Here is a 19328-nt window from a genome sequence, read left to right as displayed (position 1 = left end):
GGGTCAGTTCTCCTCGTCCGTGTGGCCGGAGTAGTCGGCGTGGTGCGGGTTCTCCCAGATGACGCTGCCGCCCTGGCCCAGGCCCACACACATGGCGGTCAGCCCGTAGCGGACCTCGGGGTGCTGCTCGAACTCGCGGGCGAGCTGCGTCATGAGGCGCACGCCGGAGCTGGCCAGCGGGTGGCCCATGGCGATCGCGCCGCCGTAGGGGTTCACCCGCGGGTCGTCGTCGGCGATGCCGTAGTGGTCCAGGAAGGACAGCACCTGCACGGCGAACGCCTCGTTCAGCTCGAACAGGCCGATGTCGTCGATGGTCAGGCCCGCGGCCTTCAGCGCCTTCTCGGTCGACGGCACGGGGCCGTAGCCCATGATCTCCGGCGGCACGCCGGCGTACCCGTAGGACACCAGGCGCATCTTGGCGGGCAGGCCCAGCTCGGCGGCGACGTCGCCGGCGGCCAGGATGGCGCCCGTGGCGCCGTCGGTCAGCGGGGAGGACGTCGCGGGGGTGACCCGGCCGCCCGCGCGGAACGGCGTCTTCAGGCCCTGGATGGACTCGAAGGAGGTCTCCGGACGGGGCAGCTCGTCGGCGGTGGCCAGGCCCCACCCCAGCTCCGCCGAGCGGACGGCGACGGGGACCAGGTCCGGCTCGATGTTCCCGTTGGCCAGCGCCTTGGCGTACTTGGCCTGCGACTCGACGGCGAACCGGTCGGCGCGCTCCTTGGTGAGCTGCGGGAACTTGTCGTGCAGGTTCTCCGCGGTGACGCCCATGTTCAGGGACTGGGGGTCCACGAGCTTCTCGGCCACGAACCGGGGGTTGACGTCGGCGTCGAAGCCCATCGGGTGGCGGCCCATGTGCTCCACGCCGCCCGCGATCACGACGTCGGCGGCGCCCATGGCGATGCCCGCGGCCGTGGTCGTGGCGGCCGTCATGGCGCCGGCGCACATGCGGTCGATGGCGTAGCCCGGCACGGACTGGGGGAGGCCGGCGAGCATGCCCACGGTGCGGCCGAGAGTGAGCCCCTGGTCGCCCTGCTGCGTGGTGGCGGCGATCGCGACCTCGTCGATGCGCTCCGGCGGGAGCTCGGGGTGCCGCCGCAGCAGCTCGCGCACCACCTTGACGATCAGGTCGTCGGCACGCGTCTGCGCGTACATGCCGTCGGGCTTGGCCTTGCCGAACGGCGTCCGGGCGCCGTCGACGAAGACGACGTCGCGTACGGCGCGGCGGGCACGCGGTGTTTCCGGGGCTGCGGTCATCAGCAGAACTCCTGGGGTTTTCGGGACGGCGGCGTCCATGAGCGACGCCGCTGGATCGAGATACACGCTACCGCGAGTACCGGTAAAAAGCACGCACGATCTGAGACGGCGTCCCGCGCCGTCCTGAAACCCAGTCTCGGACGCACGAAAGTGCGCTTCTACCCCGTCATCGGGCCCGAAATCACGCTGGTTCCGGGCCCGATGACGGGGTACAAGCGCACTTGTGCGTCGCTCGGTGAGCCGAGCGCGGGGGCGCGCTCCGGCGGGGCGGCGCTCCGGCGGGCGGCGTCCCGGCGGGTGGCGCGGCGGCTAGTTGCCGCGGAGCTTGCGGACCACCTTCTTGGCCGTGGGCAGCGCGCTGTTCCAGGTGGTGTACCAGCGCGAGAAGGACACGTCGATCGACCCGACGAGCTCGTCGGTGTGCTTCGCGAAGCTCTTCTTGAAGTCGCTGATGCCGTCGTTGAGCAGGCCGTTCATGTCGTACCGCACGAGGCCCTGCTCGCGGGCGATCTCGATGGTGCGCCAGTAGGTGGGCGCGGTGGCCGTGGCCTTGCGGCCGGCGTCGTTGCCGCCGCCGTACAGCAGGAACGAGGTGCTGGCCGAGTTGACGCACCACGCGAAGCACGCCGGCACGTCGTCGATGTAGGTGGCCACCAGCACCGACTTGTCGCCGAGCTGCCGGTTGATGTCGAGGTAGTACTCGTCGGCGTGGATGGCGAACCCGGCGCGCTGCGCGGTCTCCTTGTAGACGTCGAGCACCCGCAGCACCTCGGCGTCCTCGGTGACCCGGCGGATGTCCAGCCCGGCGCGCGAGCCCTTGCGGATCTCGTACCGCGTGGACTTGCGCATGTCCGCCAGCAGCTCGTCGGCCGGGCGGGTCAGGTCCAGGATCAGCGTGCTCGGGATGAGGATCTGGTTGGGGGCGTACCGCCGTCCGGCCAGGTCGAGCTGCGTGCCCGCGGGCCAGTCCGGCTCGATGGTGATGCCGACGCCGCCCACGTTCTCGCGCGCCCACTCCACCACCGTGTTGGTCACGGCGTTGCGGGTCGCGGTGTCGCCCACGCCGAAGACCGCCTGGGCGGTCTCGCCGTCGTGGTGCGCGACGACGGGGCCGCGCGGCACGTAGGACAGCGCCCGGAACTGGGCCGGCAGCGGCCGCACGAGCAGCTGCGCGAGGCCGACGGTCGAGCCGTCCTCGGTGACGCGCAGCCGGTGCGCGCGCCAGCTCCCGGCCGCCTTGACCTCGCCCCAGCCCCACAGCTGGAGCGGGTGCCCGCCGAGGGCGAGCACCTCGCGGTCCCAGGTCGAAGGATCGGTGACGACGTCGACGGCGAGCGTGATGGGCTCCGACAGGGCTGGCATGGGGACGACTCTACTGGGGTCGGCGCGGGGCTTTCACACCGGTTCCTGCGCGGCCTGCGCGAACGCCCGCTCCAGACCCTCGGCCAGGAGCCCGACCTGCCACTCGCGGGCACCACGCCCGCGCAGGAACTCGGCGATCGCGGCGACGTCCGCGGGCGACGGCGGGGTCCAGCACAGCCGGCGCAGCGCGTCGGGCTGCAGCAGGTTCTCCACCGGGACGCTCAGCTCCTCGGACAGCGCGGTCACCAGCTCCCGGGCGAGGGTGAGGCGGCGCGCGGCGACGGCGTCGCGGTCGCCCCAGGTGCGCGGCGGCGGCGGGCCGTCGGAGCGCGGGCCGCGCACGGACGGCAGCTCGGCGTCGGGCAGGGCCCGCGCGTCGTCGATCGCCTTCTGCCAGTAGGCGGCCCGGCGCTTGGTGCCCTTGCCCGCGAACTCGGGCAGCAGCACGAGCTGCCCGGCCGTCCGCGGCATGGCCTTGGCCGCCGCCACGATGGCACGGTCGGGCAGCACCCGGCCCGGCGAGATGTCGCGCGCCTGGGCGCTCGCGTCCCGCGCGACCCACAGCGCCCGCACGGCGGCGACCTGGCGCGGGTTGCGCAGCACGTGCATGCCGGAGGTGCGGCGCCACGGGTCGACGCGCGGCGCCGGCGGGGCGGCGGTGCGCACCGCCTCGAACTCCTGCTCGGCCCACTGCGTCTTGCCGGCCGCCTCCAGGCGCTCGGCGAGGCGGTCGCGCAGCTCGACGAGCACCTCGACGTCGAGGGCGGCGTACCGCAGCCAGTCCTCCGGCAGCGGGCGCGTGGACCAGTCGACGGCGGAGTGCTCCTTCGCCAGCCCCAGCCCGAGCACCTCGGCGACGACGGCGGCCAGGCCCACGCGCTCCATGCCGAGCAGCCGCGCCGCGAGCTCGGTGTCGAAGACACGGGCCGGGTGCAGGCCGTGCGCGGCGAGGCCCGGCAGGTCCTGGGAGGCGGCGTGCAGCACGAACTCGGCGTCGCCCACGGCCTCGCCCAGCGCGCTCAGGTCGGGCACGCCGACGGGGTCGATCAGTGCCGTGCCCGCACCGGCGCGCCGTACCTGGACCAGGTACGTCGCCTGCCCGTAGCGGTACCCGGAGGCGCGCTCGGCGTCGGCCGCCACGGGACCCGAGCCGGCGGCGAACGCCTCGACGACGCGTGCGAACGCGCCCGGCGTCGCCACGACATCGGGCAGCCCGTCGGCGGGCTCGGTCAGGGGGGTGACGGGTGGCGGCACGGGCGTCGATGTCTCCGCAGGGACTCCTCGCTCCGTGGTGGTCATGGGCCTACCGTATGGCGTTGCCTGGATCGGTCGGTAAAACGCCTGGTGAGAGCCGCGACGCCCTCGGGCAGCGGCGGCACTCCCGCGGCCATGGTGAGCAGCGCGGCCCACGCGCGCAGGTGCGTCCCGAGCCGCGTGTCGACGGGTGTCCACGACGCGCGGATCTCCAGGTCGACCGCGTCCGGCGTGCCGTCCAGGGCGCCGTAGCTCTGCGACAGCACGCGGGTGACCGTGCCGCCGTCGGCCAGCGTGTCGGTGCCCGGGGCCAGCCCCGCGGACTCGAGGCACTCGCCCACCCAGGACCAGGCGACGTCGGCCAGCATCGGGTCGGCCGCCATCTCGGGCTCCAGCGTGGCCCGCACCAGGGTCACCACGCGGAACGTGCCGTGCCAGGCCTCCTGCCCCGCGGGGTCGTGCAGCACGACGAAGCGGCCGGTGGCGAGCGGGTCGGTGTCGTGGTCGTGCTCGTCGGACCGGTCCGGCTCGCGCCGGCCCGGCGGCGCGCCCGGCAGGACGTCGCCCGAGAGCGCCACGCTGAACGGCGCCACCCGGCGCGGCGCGGGGATCTCGGTGAGGCGTACCTCGGCGCGCAGGGCCGCGCCGCGCAGGTCAGCCAGCGCTGCTGCGAAGTCGACGGGAACACCGGTGGGCGGGCCGCTGGTCACCACTTCACCGTACGTCCGTGGTGCCGCCGCCACGGGGAGGCGCGCGGCTGACGCCGGATCGTGACCTGCGCGGTGGCGAACCGAGCCTGGGCACTAGGCTGGCAAGCGGGTCGCGGCGCGCGCACCGCGGGCGCCGGCCCGTCTTCCACTGCAGAAGGAGCAAGAACGTGTCAGGCACAGCACAGATCGGCGTCACCGGGCTGGCGGTGATGGGTCGCAACCTCGCGCGGAACTTCGCACGTCACGGATACACGGTGGCGGTCCACAACCGCTCGTACGCGAAGACCGAGTCGCTGGTCACGGAGCACGGTGACGACGGCAAGTTCGTCCCGAGCGAGTCCATGGCGGACTTCGTCGCGTCGCTGGAGCGGCCGCGCAAGGTGGTCATCATGGTCAAGGCCGGCGGTCCCACGGACGCCGTCATCGACGAGCTGGTGCCCCTCCTCGAGGAGGGCGACATCGTGGTCGACGCCGGCAACGCCCACTTCCCGGACACGATCCGGCGCGAGGCGGCCCTCAAGGAGCACGGCCTGCACTTCGTCGGCACCGGCGTCTCCGGCGGCGAGGAGGGCGCGCTGAACGGCCCGTCCATCATGCCGGGCGGAACGCGCGAGTCGTACACGTCGCTCGGGCCCATCCTGGAGGACATCTCCGCGAAGGTGGACGGCTCCCCGTGCTGCACCTACGTGGGCTCCGACGGCGCCGGGCACTTCGTCAAGATGGTGCACAACGGCATCGAGTACGCCGACATGCAGCTCATCGCGGAGGCCTACGACCTGCTGCGCCAGGGGCTGGGTGCCTCGGCCGCGGAGATCGGGCAGATCTTCGCGCAGTGGAACACGGGCGACCTGGAGTCGTTCCTCATCGAGATCACCGCGGACGTGCTCCAGCACGTCGACGCGGAGACCGGCAAGGCGTTCGTCGACATCGTGCTCGACCAGGCGGAGCAGAAGGGCACCGGCCGCTGGACGGTGCAGAACGGCCTGGACCTGGGCGTGCCGATCACCGGCATCGCGGAGGCCACCTTCGCCCGCGCCCTCTCCGGCTCGGTGCCGCAGCGCGCGGCAGCCCGCGCCGCGCTGCCGGCGCACGCGGCCGAGTGGGAGGCACCCAAGGACGACGCCTCCCGTGCTGCATTCGTTGAGGACGTCCGCCAGGCCCTCTACGCCTCCAAGGTCGTCGCCTACTCGCAGGGCTTCGACCAGATCGCCGCGGCCGCCGCGGAGTTCGGCTGGGACATCGACCGGGGCGCGATGGCCCGGATCTGGCGCGGCGGCTGCATCATCCGCGCCCGGTTCCTCAACCGGATCACCGAGGCCTACGAGCGCGACGCCGACCTGCCGCTGCTGCTCGCCGACCCGTACTTCACCGACGCCGTCGCGAGCGGCCTGCCCGCCTGGCGCCGCGTCGTGGCCGGTGCGGCACAGAACGGCGTGCCCACGCCGGCGTTCTCGTCCTCGCTCGCGTACTACGACGGCGTCCGCGCCGAGCGGCTCCCGGCCGCCCTGGTGCAGGCGCAGCGCGACTTCTTCGGCGCCCACACCTACAAGCGGGTCGACCGCGAGGGCACCTTCCACACGGAGTGGTCCGGCGACCGCACGGAGGCCGAGGCGTGAGGGGTTTCCCCGCTGAGCAGGGACCGGTAGGCGGCGGGGAGCAGACGGCTCCCGAGATGCTGGTGGTGGGGATCGGCGGCGACGTCGGGATGTACGCCCTGGTGCGTGCGTTCCACGAGCAGTACCGCACGCACGCCGTCGTGCTGTCCAAGGTGGCCACGCGCGCGATGCAGGACTCGGCGATCGCCGAGAACGTGGTGGTGCCCGGGCTGGACGACGTCGACGTGTTCCTCTCGACGCTGGAGGGCATCGCCCAGCAGCACCGGGACAAGACGCTCGTGCTGCTGACGAACGCCGACTGGCACGTGCGCACCGTCATCCTGAACCGGGAGCGGCTGGAGGCGGCCGGCTACGTGCTGCCGTACCCGTCGCTGCCGGTCCTGGAGCAGGTCAGCAGCAAGGAGGGCTTCGCGCAGGTCTGCGACCAGCTCGGCATCCCGACGCCGCGCACGGTGCCGGTCGACGTCGCCAAGCTGGTGGCCGAGGGCGGCCGCGCCGCGGTGCCGGCGCTCACGGTGGACCTGCAGTACCCGGTGGTCGGCAAGCCGTCCAACAGCGCCGAGTGGTACTACGTGGACTTCCCCGGCAAGGCGAAGATCCACCACATCGACTCCCGCGAGGAGCTCGACGTGATCCTGGGTCACCTGGCGGACGCCAACTACCCGGGCACGTTCCTGGTGCAGGAGTTCATCCCGGGCGACGAGACGCAGATGCGGTCCCTGACCGCGTACCGCGACACGTCGGGCGAGGTCACGCTCCTGGCCACGGGCCGGGTGCTGCTGGAGGAGCACACGCCGGGCACGCTCGGCATCCCGGCCGCGATCCTGGTCGAGGCGTACGACGACGCCATGGACGCGGCCACCCGGTTCCTCGACCTGACCGGCTACGTGGGTTTCGCCAACTTCGACTACAAGCTGGACCCGCGCACGGGCAAGCACGTGTACTTCGAGGTGAACCCCCGCATCGGCCGGAACAACTACTACGTGACGGCGGGCGGGGCCAACGTGGCCCGCGTGCTGGTCGAGGACTGGGTGCTGCACCGGCCGATCCGCCCCGTGCGGGCGGTCCGCGAGGTGCTGTACACGGTGGTGCCCTTCGGCCTGCTGTCCAAGTACGTGCTGGACCCGGAGCTGAAGCACCGGCTCAAGGCGCTCAAGGCGAGCGGCGACGTGGTCAACCCGCTGAAGTACGACGGCGACTCCGGCCTCAAGCGCCGGCTCATCGTCGAGGCGATCACGCAGAACTACCGCCGCAAGTACGCGCAGTACTACCCGGAGCCCACCGCGACGGGCTACTGACCCCGGCGGTTCCGCCCGGACGTGTCAGACGCTCAGGCCCCTGGAGGGACCTGAGCGTCTGACATGTTCGGGGGCCTTTCTCACCCATGGGTACTTCTGCCCAGATTTAAACCTTGCGCACTTATTGACGGATCGGGACACTGTGTGCGCACTTGCTGGAGATTTCCGGTAAGAACCGTGAGAGAGGCTTTTTCCTGATGTCGTTCATCGAGTCCATCCGGACCGTGCTGTCGAAGTACGCCACGTTCAGCGGCCGTGCCCGGCGCTCCGAGTTCTGGTGGTACTACCTTGCCGTGACGATCCTCGAGAGCGTGCTCTACTTCGCGCTCATCGTGCCGGGCCTGACGGCCTACACGACGGCCATGCTTGAGGCCGCCAACGCCGGCAGCACCACGGTGCCCGCCATGCCCGGCTCCCTGACGACTGGCTACCTCGTCGTCTCGCTGGTCGCGCTCGCGCTCCTCCTGCCGACGCTCGCCGTGATCGTCCGCCGCCTGCACGACACCGGCAAGTCGGGCGCCCTGGCGTTCCTCCTTCTGATCCCGTTCGTCAACTTCATCCTGCTGATCGTGTGGGGCGCCTCCGCCGGCACCCCGGGCCCGAACCAGTTCGGCCCCGACCCGAAGGCCGTCGACCAGGCCGCCGCGGTCTGACCTACGTGTCGATCGTCGACTCCGTCCGGACCTGCCTGCGCAGGTACGGCGACTTCACCGGGCGCGCCCGGGCCTCCGAGTACTGGTTCTTCTACCTCGCGCTCGCGATCGTGAACGCCGTGATCTTCGTGGCGCTCCTGATCCCGGCCCTGGTCACGATGGACCCGGTCACGCAGGAGCCCGGGGTGCTCGGGTCGATCGGCTCGGCCCTCGTGGGGATCGTCGCGCTCGGTGCGTTCGTGCCGCTCCTCGCGGCGGGCGTGCGGCGCCTGCACGACACCGGGAAGTCCGGCTGGTTCTACCTGCTGTGCCTCGTCCCGGTCGTCGGCGGGATCATCATCGTCGTGCTGCTCGCCCTGCCGGGCGAGCCCGGACCCAACCGGTTCGGGCCCGACCCGAGGGCCGTGCCGCAGCCGGCCGCGCTCTGACCTAGTCTGAGCCGCATGACCGGTCCCCGCCCCGTCCTCGTGGTCGGGGCCAGCGGCTACGTCGGCAGCCGGGTCGCCCGCGGCCTGGCTGCCGACGGGCGCGCGGTGCTCGCCGCGGCCCGCGGCCCGCTGCCCGACGCCGGCGGCGTGCGCCCCGTCCGGTACGAGACCCTCGCCGACCTGCCCGACGCCGTCCGCAGCGCCTGCGGACGGGCCGGCGCCCCGCTGCCCGGGGCCGTCGTGGCGTCGATCGGCGGCTGGCACAAGGGCGCCGCCCTGCTGGACGACGACCCGGACCGGTGGGCCGCGACGCTGGCCTCCCACCTCACCGCGCACCTCGACGCCGCCCGCGCGCTCGTCCCGCTGCTGCGGCCCGGAGACCCGTACGTCGTGATCAACGGATCGGCCTCGCGCGAGGCCATGGCCGGCTCCGGCGTGATCAGCGTGACCGGGGCCGGGCTCGCGATGCTGGTCCAGGTGCTGCGCCTGGAGGAGGAGCAGCGGCCGTCCGGGGTGCGGTTCCACGAGCTCGTCATCGACCACGCCGTCGCGGGCGACGACCGCAACGTGGACCCGGCCCAGACGCGGACCGCCGCCCAGGTGGTCCACGCCCTCGGCGAGGTGCTCGACCGGCCCGGCGCACCCGCCGTCGTCCATGTGTGACTCCACGGGGGACCGCAGCGTGTGACGTTGCTCTCGTGGCACGCCCCGTGACCTCGGCCGCCGGTAATCTTCTGCTTCGTGACAGCCCCCGCCACCGAGACCCAGACCGTCCGGACCACCCAGGCCCTCAGCGCCGTCCGGCCGCAGGTTCCCGTCGACCGGCTCGTCACCGACCTCGTACCGCCGCGGCACTTCGCCGCCGCGCGGTTCGCGACGTACCGCGCCAACCCGGCGCACCCCAGCCAGGGCCGCGCCCTGGCCCGCCTGACGGAGATCGCGCAGGAGATCACGGCCCCGCGGCGCGGCCTGTTCGCGCGCCGCCGCCCGGCCCCCGCGGTGTACCTCGACGGCGGCTTCGGCGTCGGCAAGACGCACCTGCTCACCTCGTTGGCCCACGCCGTGGGCGAGGCCCTCGGATCGGGTGCTGTCGCGTACGGCACGTTCGTCGAGTACACCAACCTCGTGGGGGCCCTCGGGTTCCTCCCGACGGTCGAGGCGCTGGCGGCGAAGAAGCTGGTCTGCATCGACGAGTTCGAGCTGGACGACGCCGGCGACACGACCCTCATGTCGCGCCTCATGCGGGAGCTGGCCGACCGCGGCGTCGCGCTGGCCGCGACGTCCAACACGCTGCCCGGCGCGCTGGGCGAGGGCCGGTTCGCCGCCCAGGACTTCGCGCGGGAGATCAAGGCGCTGTCCGACCGCTTCGAGACGCTGCGGGTCGACGGCGAGGACTACCGCCACCGCGACGTCGTGACGGATCCCGAGCCGCTGACCGTCGAGGCGGTCACGGCGGCCGCCGCCCGTCCGGGCGCCACGCTCGACGCGTTCGACGACCTGCTGGAGCACCTCGCCACGGTGCACCCGAGCCGCTACGGCGCGCTGCTCGACGGCGTCTCCGTCGTCGCCCTCACGGGTGTGCACCCGGTGACGGCGCAGGCCGTCGCGCTGCGCCTGGTGGTGCTCGTGGACCGGCTGTACGACCGCGACGTGCCCGTGCTGCTGGCCGGCGCGGGAGACACGCGCGGCCTGTTCACCGACGAGATGCTCGCCGGCGGGTACCGCAAGAAGTACTACCGGGCCCTGTCCCGGCTGGGTGCGCTGGCCGAGGCGGGCCGCAAGCTCGTCGGCTGAGCCGGAGCGGAACCACAGACTGAGCCGACAGAAGAGCAGAGCGCCAGCCAGAACTGACGGTCTCGACAGGCTCGACCAGCGCGGCTCACGTCGCCGCGAGCCGCGCCTTCTCCGCCGCCACGTCGAAGTCGGCGGGCGGCCAGCCCAGGTCCAGCGACCGCAGGGCGTCCGTCAGCAGCTCGGTGACGGCCAGGCGGGCGTACCACTTCCGGTCGGCCGGCACCACGTACCAGGGCGCCTCCTTGGTGGAGGTGCGGTCCAGCATCTCCTGGTAGGCCGCCAGGTACTCGGGAAGCTTGAGCCGCACGTCGATGTCGCTCGGGTTGTACTTCCAGTGCTTGTCCGGCCGCTCCAGACGCTTGGCCAGGCGCTTCTTCTGCTCGTCGGGCGACACGACGAGCGTCACCTTCACGATCACGGTGCCCGACGCCGCCACCTCGGCCTCGAACGCGTTCAGCTCGGCGAAGTGCTTGCGCCAGACCCGGACCGGCTCCAGCCGGTCCACCCGGACCACCAGGACCTGCTCGTGGTGCGACCGGTCGAAGACCCCGAGGTAGCCGGGCCGGGGCAGGGCGTTGCGGATGCGCCAGAGGTAGTCGTGCTGCTGCTCCTCCGGCGTCGGCACGCCGAACCCGCGGTGCATCACGCCCTGCGGGTCCACCATGCCCACCACGTGCCGCACGATGCCGCCCTTGCCCGAGGTGTCCAGGCCCTGCAGCACGAGCAGCACGGACCGGTCACCGCCGGTGCGGCCGTGCGCGAAGAGGCGCTCCTGCAGGTCGGCGAGCTCCTCGCCGCGGGCGGCCATGAGCTTCTCGCCGTCGGCCCGGTCGCCCGCCCAGCCGGGCGTGCCGGCCTGGTCCAGGGCGCTCAGGTCGGTGCCGCGCACCCACCGCAGGACGTCGGCCGCCGGCGTCTCCCACCGGTCGGCCGGACCCGGCGGTGGCGCGGACTTCCTCGCGCTGTTCACCGCGGTCTTGCCGTCGTTCTTCACCGCGGCCTTGCCGCCGTTCTTTCCCGCGGCCTTGCCCGCGCTCTTCCCCGCGTGCTTCCCGGTCGACCTGCCCGGCTTCTTCGCCATCGGACGCCTCCTTCGCGGGACCGGTCGGTGCCGTTCCCCGCACCCAGGTTCCCAGGTCAGGTGTCCGCGCGCAGCACGGCCGTCATCCGGGGCGGGACCGTGAGGGTGTCGCCGACCAGGCGGGTCGCCCCCGGTTCCCACGCGGCGGCCAGCCGGAACGCCCCGGGCAGCGGGGCCCGGGTGGCGCCCTCGGCGGGCCGTAGGAGGCTCCCGAGCCGCAGCGCGGCCAGGCCGTGCCCCGTGTTGAGCACGAACGCCAGGCTGCCGCGCAGCACCGCGATGACCGAGCGGTCGGCGGTGGACCGGATCTCCAGGGGGAGGTCCAGCTCGTCGGTGATGGCGAGCCGGATCGCGATCAGGTCGTGCGCCCAGCTCGCGAGCCGCTGCTCGTTGACGTTGCGCGGGACCACGGGCACGTGCACCGTGTCGAGCACCAGCGGGTTGCCCGCGAGGATGACGGTGGCGAGCACGCTGGCCCGGATGTCGACGTCGTCCACGCCGAGCAGCGCCGTGGCGGGGCTCTCCTCGCCGGCCCACGGCACCGTGAGCTGCGCCGCGGGCAGGCGGGTGATGTCCTCCACCACGCTGGCGCCGGACCGCACGCGGCTGCGCCGCCCGCCGTTCTGCCGGGTGGCGCGGCGCACCGACGGGTGCACCAGGTCGGCCAGCATCTGCAGGGCCTGGATGTCCTCGGTCTTGCCCGGCCCGGACAGGATGCGCAGCAGGATGGTGGTGAGCCGGTCGCTCCGGCCCGGCCCGTCCACGAGCAGGCTGAACCGGCGCTCGAGCTGCTCGCCCAGGCCGACGACGTAGTCGGCCAGCTCGCCGAGGAACGGCGTGGGGGAGCGGTCCACGAGCGCGTCGACGTCGAGCACCAGGCCGTCCACGTGGTACTCGCGCAGCCAGTGCCGCGCGTCGTCCACGAGGAAGTCCCGGGGCCCGCGGCTGCCGCTGCCGTCGAGGTTGATGCGGTCGCCCACGTAGTCGGTCCGCACGGTCGGCGACGACGGCACCTTGCCGGCCCGCGTGCCGATCGTGGGCACCTGGCCGGTGCGGAGCTGGATGGGGCCGGTCCGCGGCCGGTCCAGGGGCACCTGGCCCGTCCGGGGGCGCATGGCCTGCAGGGCGTACTCGCCCGCGTCGCCCATCTCGGTCCGGGCCGCGCGCGGGCGGCCGCCGCCGCCCGTCAGGTAGGGGCCGTAGGCCTCCAGGCCGAGCTCGTCGGCCACGGCCCAGCGGTAGGGGATGTCCAGGACGACGGCGAGCCCCGCGGCGTGGGCGGCGTCGACGAACCGCTGGAGCGCCCGCGGGCCGCCGTACGGCTCGTGCACCGAGTACAGGCGCACGCCGCGGGCGGGGCCGAGCGCCGGGTCGAACGCCGCGACGGGCGCGAGCTCGACGCCGTGCACCCCGAGGCCGGCGATCGTGGGCAGCAGCTCGGCGGCGGCGTCCAGCGTGCCCGCGGGCGTGAAGGTCTCGATGTCGACGTGCATGAGCACGCTCGTGGAGAGGTCCGGCGGGGACCACGTGCCGTCGGTCCACTCGAAGGCCGGGTCGAAGACGCGCGTGGGCCCGTGGATGCCCTGCGGCAGCCACACGCTGCGCGGGTCGGGCAGCAGGGGGCCGCCGTCCACGGAGTAGCCGTAGTCGGTGCCGTGGCCGAGCACGCTGTCGGCGCCCCAGTACCCGGGCTCGCCGGCACCCACGAGGCGCAGCGGCATGTGCTCGGGCTCCTCGTACGGGTCGTACGGCACGAGCACCTCGATGATGCGGGCGCGCGGGGCCCACACCACCGGTCTGGGCCCGGGAACGGGCATGTCAGGGCCCGGGCGGGGCGGTGGGGTGCTGCCTCCGGTTCCACTCCTCGGTCCGGTCACGGCCGACAGCCTAGCCCGGTGTTCCGGATGGGCGAGTCAGTACGACCACGCTGCGGCCCGTCACGGACAGACCGGTGCCTGCCTGGAGCGTCGTCCCCGGCTCGGCGCTGCCGTCGGTGTCCAGGACCACGGTCCACGACTCCCCGTAGCCGGCGGGCGGCAGCGTGAAGTCCAGCGCCTCGAAATGGGCGTTGAGCAGCAGCAGGAAGGAGTCGTCGACCACCGCCTCGCCGCGGCGCCCCGTCTCCGTGATCGCGTCGCCGTTGAGGAAGACGGCGACGGTCCGGGCGTAGGCCTGGTGCCAGTCGGTGTCGTCCATCCGGGCGCCGGTGAGGTCGAGCCACTCGATGTCCGCCGGCCCGCCGGCGGCGTTCGGCGAGACCTTCCCGTCGAAGAACCGGCGGCGGTGCAGGATCGGGTGGTCGCGGCGCAGCCGCACGGCCTGCCGGGCGAACTCCAGCAGGGCGGCGCTCTCGGCGTCCAGCCCGTCCGGGCCGCCCCAGTCCACCCACGTGAGCTCGTTGTCCTGGCAGTAGGCGTTGTTGTTGCCCTGCTGGGTGCGGCCGAGCTCGTCGCCGTGGGCGATCATCGGCACGCCCTGGCTCAGCATCAGCGTCACGAGCAGGTTGCGGCGCTGGCGGGCGCGCAGCTCTCTGATCCCGGGGTCGTCCGTGGGCCCCTCGGCGCCGCAGTTCCAGGACCGGTTGTGGTTCTCGCCGTCCTGGTTGTCCTCGCCGTTCGCCTCGTTGTGCTTCTCGTTGTATGCCGTCAGGTCGGCGAGCGTGAAGCCGTCGTGCGCGGTGACGAAGTTGATGGACGCGCTCGGCAGCCGGCCGCTGTGCTCGTACAGGTCGCTGGACCCGGTCAGGCGCGAGGCGAACTCCGGCAGGGTGGCCGGCTCGCCGCGCCAGAAGTCGCGCACCGTGTCGCGGTAGCGACCGTTCCACTCGGTCCACAGCGGCGGGAACCCGCCCACCTGGTAACCGCCGTCGCCCAGGTCCCACGGCTCGGCGATCAGCTTGACCTGGGAGATGACGGGGTCCTGGTGCACGATGTCGAAGAACGCGCTCAGCCGGTCGACCTCGTGGAACTGGCGGGCGAGCGTGGCCGCCAGGTCGAACCGGAACCCGTCGACGTGCATCTCCTCGACCCAGTACCGCAGCGAGTCCATGATGAGCTGGAGCACGGCGGGGGAGCGCATGAGGAGCGAGTTGCCGGTGCCGGTCGTGTCGAAGTAGTGCGCGTCGTCGCCGTCGACCAGCCGGTAGTAGGCAGCGTTGTCGATGCCGCGGAAGCCCAGGGTGGGGCCCAGGTGGTTGCCCTCGGCGGTGTGGTTGTAGACGACGTCGAGCAGCACCTCGATGCCCGCCTCGTGCATCGCCTTGACCATGGCCTTGAACTCCATGACCTGCTGGCCGCGGCTGCCGTAGCCGGCGTAGCCGTTGTGCGGGGCGAAGAACCCGATCGTGTTGTAGCCCCAGTAGTTCGTCAGGCCCTTGGCGGCCAGCGACGGGTCGGTGACGAACTGGTGCACGGGCATGAGCTCGATGGCCGTGACGCCCAGGCCGCGCAGGTGCTCGATCACCGCGGGGTGGGCCAGCCCGGCGTAGGTGCCGCGCAGCTCGTCGGGGACGTCGGGGTGGCGCATCGTCAGGCCCTTGACGTGCGCCTCGTAGATCACCGTCTCGTGGTACGGCGTGGCCGGCGGGCGGTCGTGGCCCCAGTCGAAGAACGGGTTGACCACCACGGAGACCATGGTGTGGCCCCGGGAGTCGGCGGGGTCCGGCGTCGTGCCCGTCGTGGCCTGCTCCACGTCCGTGAAGGGGTACGAGAACAGGGACGGGTCGCCGTCGAGGTCGCCGTCCACGGCCTTCGCGTACGGGTCCAGCAGCAGCTTGGCGGGGTTGCAGCGGTGGCCCGACGCCGGGTCGTACGGCCCGTGCACCCGGTACCCGTAGCGCGTCCCCGGCCCGACGCCGGGCAGGTACACGTGCCACACATGCGCGTCCGTCTCGGTGACCTCGACGCGCGTCTCGGTGTCGTCGTCCGCCAGGAGGCACAGCTCCACCCGTTGTGCGACCGAGGAGTAGAGCGCGAAGTTCGTCCCCGTACCGTCGAAGGTCGCCCCGAGGGGGTAGGGGCGGCCGGGCCACGTCTGCATCGGACGATCATCACACCCCGCGGGGGGACGTGGGGGGAGATCCCGTGGTGGGCGTGCCGTGGTCGTGGAGGCTTGGCGTGGATTCGAAATACTGTGCCAAGCGGATGCGGTGAACCCCCAGTTCCTGCGAGAATGGGTCCATGATCACGGGGGAACCCCAGCCCACCAGTGACTCGGCCGAATCGGTCCCGACCGATCTCGTCGACGAGTCGAACGCCTCCTACGCCCACATCGCGCCGCCGGTCGCCCGCCGCGTCGCCACCCGTCGCGGCCTGCTCGGCGGCGGTGACGTCTCCAAGGCCCCACGCAACCTCGCCGGCTGCGAGCTCGACCCGATCTCGGGCTCGTCGAGCGGCGTGTCCTGGGACGACCCCGACGAGCTCTGACGGCCCCTGTCGAGGGGCCGCCCCGTCAACGGGGCAACCGCGCCGGATCCACCGGGATGAGCCGCGGCATGCCCGCGGGCGCCACCTCGCTCAGGGCCAGGTAGCGCGCCTCGGCGCGGTGCAGCCGGATGTGCTCGTCGAGGGACCAGTGCGGCCCGTTGGTCAGCGTCATGCCGCAGGCGCAGTCGATCTCCTCACGGTCGCCCGGCAGGTGCCGCACCTGTCCCACGGTGGTGTGGGAGGCGCGGGCGTCCGCCTTGGCGCGATGCATCGCGGCGCTCACGGGAGCATGTTCGGTCACGCCCTCACCCTAAGCGCCCCTCGAACGTTGTTGAGTGCTGGCTATTTGCGGCCCGGAAGGCCTCCGGACCGCAGATAGCCAGCACTCAACGAAGGAGGGGGTGGGTCAGATGCGGTCCAGGGCCTGCAGGACGTCGTCCAGCAGGTCCGTCACGTCCTCCAGGCCCACCGACAGGCGGACGATCGACGGCGAGACCTCGGCCTCCGTGCCACGCACCGACGCGTGGGTCATCTCGCTCGGGTAGTTGACCAGCGACTCGACGCCGCCGAGCGACTCGGCCAGCAGGAACACCTCGGTCGACTCGGCGAACGTGCGCGCGGCCGCCTCGCCGCCGGCGAGGTCCAGCGAGATCATGCCGCCGAACCGCGTCATCTGGTGCGCGGCGATCTTGTGGCCGGGGTGGTCGGGCAGGCCCGGGTACAGCACGCGCGCGACGGCGGGGTGGTGCACGAGGCGCTCGGCGAGTGTCTGCGCCGTCTCGGAGTGGCGCTGCATGCGCACCGACAGCGTCTTGATGCCGCGGGTGGTCAGGAACGCGTCGAACGGCCCGGAGACGGCGCCCGCGGCGAACTGCACGTAGCGCACCTGCTCGGCGAGCTCGTCGGCGCCCTCCTTGACGACGACGGCGCCGCCGACGACGTCGGAGTGCCCGCCGAGGTACTTGGTCGTGGAGTGCACCACGACGTCGGCGCCGAGGTCGAGCGGGCGCTGCAGCGCGGGGGAGGCGAACGTGTTGTCGACCACCAGCAGCAGGCCGTGCTCGTGGGCCAGCTCGGCCAGCGCGGGGATGTCGCTGATCTTCATCAGCGGGTTCGACGGCGTCTCCACCCACAGCACCTTGGACTCGGGGCGCACGGCGGCGCGCACGGCGTCGAGGTCGGCGGTGTCCACGGTCGTGTGCGCCACGCCCGCCTTGCCGTGCACGGTGCGGATCAGGCGGTGCGTGCCGCCGTAGACGTCGTTCGGCACGAGCACGTGGTCCCCGGGGGCTACCACGGCGCGCAGCAGCGCGTCCTCGGCGGCCAGGCCGGAGGCGAACGAGATGCCGTGCGCGCCGCCCTCGATGGCCGCGAGCTGCTCCTCCAGGGCCGTGCGGGTGGGGTTGCCGCCGCGCGAGTACTCGTACCCGCCGCGCAGCCCGCCGATGCCGTCCTGGGCATAGGTGGAGGTGACGTGGATCGCGGGGATCGCGTCGCCGGTGGTCGGGTCGGTGCGCTGTCCCGCGTGGATGGCGAGCGTGTCGAAACGGCTCGGTCGGGCGTCGGTCATGGGAGGTCAGGTCTCTCTTCGAAGGGTGCGTGCGGGTCAGACCGCGAGGTAGTCGAGCAGGTCGGAGCGGGAGACCACGCCGAGGGCCTTGCCGCCGTCGGTCACGAGCAGTGCGGTCTCGTCGGCCAGGGCCGCGCGCAGCGTCCCGACCGGCTCGTTGACGCCGATGAGCTGCAGGGGCCGGCCGATCAGGCCACCGACTTCGTCCGACAGGTTCGCCTTGCCGGCGAACACCCCGTCGAGCAGCTCGTCCTCGTGCACGGCGCCGGCGATCTCGCCGAGCACCACGGGCGGTTCCGCGGTGAGCACGAGCAGCTGGGAGACGCCGGACCGGGTCATCCGGTCGATCGCCTCCCGCACCGTGTCGGTCTGGTGCACGTAGAGCAGGGGCGGGGTGCGGTCGGCCTTGGCGGCCAGCACGTCCGCGACGGTGTGGTCCTCGATGGCCGGCGCGAAGCCGTAGGACCGCATCCAGGTGTCGTTGAAGATCTTGCCGAGGTACCCGCGGCCGCCGTCGGGCAGCAGGACCACGACGACGTCGTCGGCGCTCAGGTCGCGCGCGGCCCGCAGGGCCGCGACCACGGCCATGCCGCTGGAGCCGCCCACGAGGATGCCCTCCTCGCGGGCGAGGCGCCGGGTCATCGCGAACGACTCCGCGTCGCTCACCGCGATGATCTCGTGCGGCACGCTCGGGTCGTAGGCGGCGGGCCAGAAGTCCTCGCCCACGCCCTCGACCAGGTAGGGGCGGCCGGTGCCGCCCGAGTAGACCGACCCCTCGGGGTCGGCGCCGACGATGCGGACCGTGTCGCCGGAGACCTCGCGGAGGTAGCGGCCGGTCCCGGTGATGGTGCCGCCCGTGCCGACGCCGGCGACGAAGTGCGTGACGCGGCCGTCGGTGTCCCGCCAGATCTCCGGGCCGGTGGTCTCGTAGTGCGACCGCGGGCCGTTCGGGTTGGAGTACTGGTCGGGCTTGAAGGCGCCCGGGATCTCGCGCACGAGCCGGTCGCTCACCGAGTAGTACGACTCGGGGCTGTCGGGCGCCACCGCCGTCGGCGTGACGACGACCTCGGCGCCGTAGGCGGTCAGCACGTTGCGCTTGTCCTCGCCCACCTTGTCGGGCAGCACGAAGACGCAGCGGTAGCCGCGCTGCTGCGCCACCAGGGCGAGGCCCACCCCGGTGTTGCCCGACGTGGGCTCCACGATGGTGCCGCCCGGCAGCAGCTTGCCCTCGCGCTCGGCCGCGTCGATGATGCGGCCCGCGATGCGATCCTTCGAGGAGCCACCGGGGTTGAGGTACTCGAGCTTGACGAGCACGGTCGCGCTGGTCACGCCCTCGGTCACGTGGCTGAGCCGGACCAGGGGGGTGTTGCCGACAAGGTCAACGACAGAATTGGCGTACTGCACCTGTTTCTCTTCCTGTTCTGCGCGTGCGACGGCGCGCGCGGGGGACTGACGGACCGGGGTGGGGTGTCAGTGACAGCAACAGGAGAGGTGTGCGAGCACGTCGCAACTGTAGCGGGGCGGGCCGCTCAGTGCGAGTGCGCGATGCCCAGCTCGTGCATCCGCTCATGCTCCTCACGGTCCTTGATGCGCTGCGCGATGCGCGCCTGGACCTCCGCGCGGCGCAGCGGCGGCACGGTCTTGGGCGGCTGACGGCGTTCGGGCAGCTCGTCGAGCAGGCGGGTCACGATGTCCGCGATCTCCGCCGTGGCGCGCTCCACCGGGTCGCGGGTGGCGTCGCTCACCTTGGTCACACCCGTGACCTTGCGCACGAACTGCAGCGCGGCGGCGGTGATCTCCTCGTCGGTGGCGGCCGGTTCGAGGCCGCGCAGCGTGGTGATGTTTCGGCACATGCTCCGACCGTACGCCGGACGGCGCCGACGG

Annotated in this window: 18 protein-coding genes; 7 read left to right on the top strand and 11 right to left on the bottom strand. The window is 72.7% G+C overall.

Annotated features, from left to right (window positions below):
• Positions 1-3 precede the first annotated feature (3 nt).
• The 4 genes from ACH45N_RS19050 to ACH45N_RS19035 all read right to left on the bottom strand — a co-directional run bounded on the left by ACH45N_RS19050 (position 4) and on the right by ACH45N_RS19035 (position 4580).
• Positions 4-1254, bottom strand: a complete 1251-nt coding sequence (locus tag ACH45N_RS19050) for a thiolase family protein (protein ID WP_397396659.1) — start codon at positions 1252-1254, stop codon at positions 4-6.
• Between the two features lie 309 nt (positions 1255-1563).
• A complete protein-coding gene (locus tag ACH45N_RS19045) occupies positions 1564-2616 on the bottom strand; it encodes a lipid II:glycine glycyltransferase FemX (RefSeq protein ID WP_397396657.1) in 1053 nt (350 codons plus the stop codon).
• Positions 2617-2649: 33 nt separating this feature from the next.
• Positions 2650-3915, bottom strand: coding sequence for an HRDC domain-containing protein (locus tag ACH45N_RS19040; protein WP_397396655.1), 1266 nt, complete (start codon positions 3913-3915; stop codon positions 2650-2652).
• Positions 3912-4580 (bottom strand): DUF3000 domain-containing protein, encoded by a 669-nt coding sequence (locus ACH45N_RS19035; protein ID WP_397396653.1) that lies wholly within the window; start codon positions 4578-4580, stop codon positions 3912-3914. The genes ACH45N_RS19040 and ACH45N_RS19035 overlap by 4 nt, the downstream gene beginning before the upstream one ends.
• A gap of 167 nt (positions 4581-4747) precedes the next feature.
• Between ACH45N_RS19035 and gndA the strand changes: the two genes are divergently transcribed.
• From gndA to zapE, 6 genes are all read left to right on the top strand, one after another.
• Positions 4748-6196 (top strand): NADP-dependent phosphogluconate dehydrogenase, encoded by a 1449-nt coding sequence (gndA, locus tag ACH45N_RS19030; RefSeq protein WP_397396651.1) that lies wholly within the window; start codon positions 4748-4750, stop codon positions 6194-6196.
• A complete protein-coding gene (locus tag ACH45N_RS19025) occupies positions 6193-7494 on the top strand; it encodes a carboxylate--amine ligase (RefSeq protein WP_397396649.1) in 1302 nt (433 codons plus the stop codon). The genes gndA and ACH45N_RS19025 overlap by 4 nt, the downstream gene beginning before the upstream one ends.
• A 197-nt stretch (positions 7495-7691) precedes the next feature.
• Positions 7692-8147 carry a DUF805 domain-containing protein gene (locus ACH45N_RS19020; RefSeq protein ID WP_397396647.1) on the top strand — a complete coding sequence of 152 codons (456 nt, stop codon included), beginning with the start codon at positions 7692-7694 and terminating at the stop codon, positions 8145-8147.
• Between the two features lie 5 nt (positions 8148-8152).
• Positions 8153-8575 carry a DUF805 domain-containing protein gene (locus tag ACH45N_RS19015; protein WP_397396645.1) on the top strand — a complete coding sequence of 141 codons (423 nt, stop codon included), beginning with the start codon at positions 8153-8155 and terminating at the stop codon, positions 8573-8575.
• Between the two features lie 15 nt (positions 8576-8590).
• The gene (locus tag ACH45N_RS19010) at positions 8591-9238 is read left to right on the top strand and encodes a hypothetical protein (protein WP_397396643.1); all 648 of its coding nucleotides are present in this window, start codon (positions 8591-8593) and stop codon (positions 9236-9238) included.
• Positions 9239-9316: 78 nt separating this feature from the next.
• On the top strand, positions 9317-10369 hold the full coding sequence (gene zapE, locus ACH45N_RS19005) for a cell division protein ZapE (RefSeq protein WP_397396641.1): 1053 nt from the start codon (positions 9317-9319) through the stop codon (positions 10367-10369).
• 85 nt (positions 10370-10454) lie between these two features.
• Here zapE and ACH45N_RS19000 read toward each other — a convergent pair whose 3' ends face one another.
• From ACH45N_RS19000 to glgX, 3 genes are all read right to left on the bottom strand, one after another.
• Complete coding sequence (locus ACH45N_RS19000) at positions 10455-11450, bottom strand: PPK2 family polyphosphate kinase (RefSeq protein WP_397396639.1); 996 nt, start codon at positions 11448-11450, stop codon at positions 10455-10457.
• 56 nt (positions 11451-11506) lie between these two features.
• The gene (locus tag ACH45N_RS18995) at positions 11507-13267 is read right to left on the bottom strand and encodes a hypothetical protein (protein WP_397396637.1); all 1761 of its coding nucleotides are present in this window, start codon (positions 13265-13267) and stop codon (positions 11507-11509) included.
• Positions 13268-13337: 70 nt separating this feature from the next.
• Positions 13338-15488: a glycogen debranching protein GlgX gene (glgX, locus tag ACH45N_RS18990; protein ID WP_397396636.1), complete on the bottom strand. Its 2151-nt coding sequence runs from the start codon at positions 15486-15488 to the stop codon at positions 13338-13340.
• Positions 15489-15628: 140 nt separating this feature from the next.
• Here glgX and ACH45N_RS18985 point away from each other — a divergent pair, with 140 nt between their 5' ends.
• The gene (locus ACH45N_RS18985) at positions 15629-15874 is read left to right on the top strand and encodes a hypothetical protein (RefSeq protein WP_397396634.1); all 246 of its coding nucleotides are present in this window, start codon (positions 15629-15631) and stop codon (positions 15872-15874) included.
• A gap of 25 nt (positions 15875-15899) precedes the next feature.
• Here the strand turns inward: ACH45N_RS18985 and ACH45N_RS18980 are convergent, their stop codons facing one another.
• The 4 genes from ACH45N_RS18980 to ACH45N_RS18965 form a co-directional block, all read right to left on the bottom strand.
• A complete protein-coding gene (locus ACH45N_RS18980) occupies positions 15900-16157 on the bottom strand; it encodes a hypothetical protein (RefSeq protein ID WP_397397520.1) in 258 nt (85 codons plus the stop codon).
• Between the two features lie 123 nt (positions 16158-16280).
• Positions 16281-17444 (bottom strand): cystathionine gamma-synthase, encoded by a 1164-nt coding sequence (locus tag ACH45N_RS18975; protein ID WP_397396632.1) that lies wholly within the window; start codon positions 17442-17444, stop codon positions 16281-16283.
• A gap of 36 nt (positions 17445-17480) precedes the next feature.
• Positions 17481-18848 (bottom strand): cystathionine beta-synthase, encoded by a 1368-nt coding sequence (locus ACH45N_RS18970; protein ID WP_397396630.1) that lies wholly within the window; start codon positions 18846-18848, stop codon positions 17481-17483.
• 125 nt (positions 18849-18973) lie between these two features.
• Complete coding sequence (locus ACH45N_RS18965) at positions 18974-19297, bottom strand: DUF2277 domain-containing protein (protein ID WP_253837102.1); 324 nt, start codon at positions 19295-19297, stop codon at positions 18974-18976.
• Between the last annotated feature and the right edge of the window lie 31 nt (positions 19298-19328).

This window comes from Promicromonospora sp. NPDC019610 (assembly GCF_044389365.1).
GTDB lineage: Bacteria > Actinomycetota > Actinomycetes > Actinomycetales > Cellulomonadaceae > Promicromonospora.
Note: the sequence above shows the minus strand (reverse complement) of the source record. Positions and strands in the feature narration are given on the sequence as shown.

Coding starts and splice junctions, on each gene's coding strand:
- ACH45N_RS19050 (WP_397396659.1), bottom strand. CDS start 1,254: ATGACCGCAGCCCCGGAAACACCGCGTGCCCGCCGCGCCGTACGCGAC.
- ACH45N_RS19045 (WP_397396657.1), bottom strand. CDS start 2,616: ATGCCAGCCCTGTCGGAGCCCATCACGCTCGCCGTCGACGTCGTCACC.
- ACH45N_RS19040 (WP_397396655.1), bottom strand. CDS start 3,915: ATGACCACCACGGAGCGAGGAGTCCCTGCGGAGACATCGACGCCCGTG.
- ACH45N_RS19020 (WP_397396647.1), top strand. CDS start 7,692: ATGTCGTTCATCGAGTCCATCCGGACCGTGCTGTCGAAGTACGCCACG.
- ACH45N_RS19010 (WP_397396643.1), top strand. CDS start 8,591: ATGACCGGTCCCCGCCCCGTCCTCGTGGTCGGGGCCAGCGGCTACGTC.
- ACH45N_RS19000 (WP_397396639.1), bottom strand. CDS start 11,450: ATGGCGAAGAAGCCGGGCAGGTCGACCGGGAAGCACGCGGGGAAGAGC.
- ACH45N_RS18995 (WP_397396637.1), bottom strand. CDS start 13,267: ATGCCCGTTCCCGGGCCCAGACCGGTGGTGTGGGCCCCGCGCGCCCGC.
- glgX (WP_397396636.1), bottom strand. CDS start 15,488: ATGCAGACGTGGCCCGGCCGCCCCTACCCCCTCGGGGCGACCTTCGAC.
- ACH45N_RS18985 (WP_397396634.1), top strand. CDS start 15,629: ATGATCACGGGGGAACCCCAGCCCACCAGTGACTCGGCCGAATCGGTC.
- ACH45N_RS18975 (WP_397396632.1), bottom strand. CDS start 17,444: ATGACCGACGCCCGACCGAGCCGTTTCGACACGCTCGCCATCCACGCG.
- ACH45N_RS18965 (WP_253837102.1), bottom strand. CDS start 19,297: ATGTGCCGAAACATCACCACGCTGCGCGGCCTCGAACCGGCCGCCACC.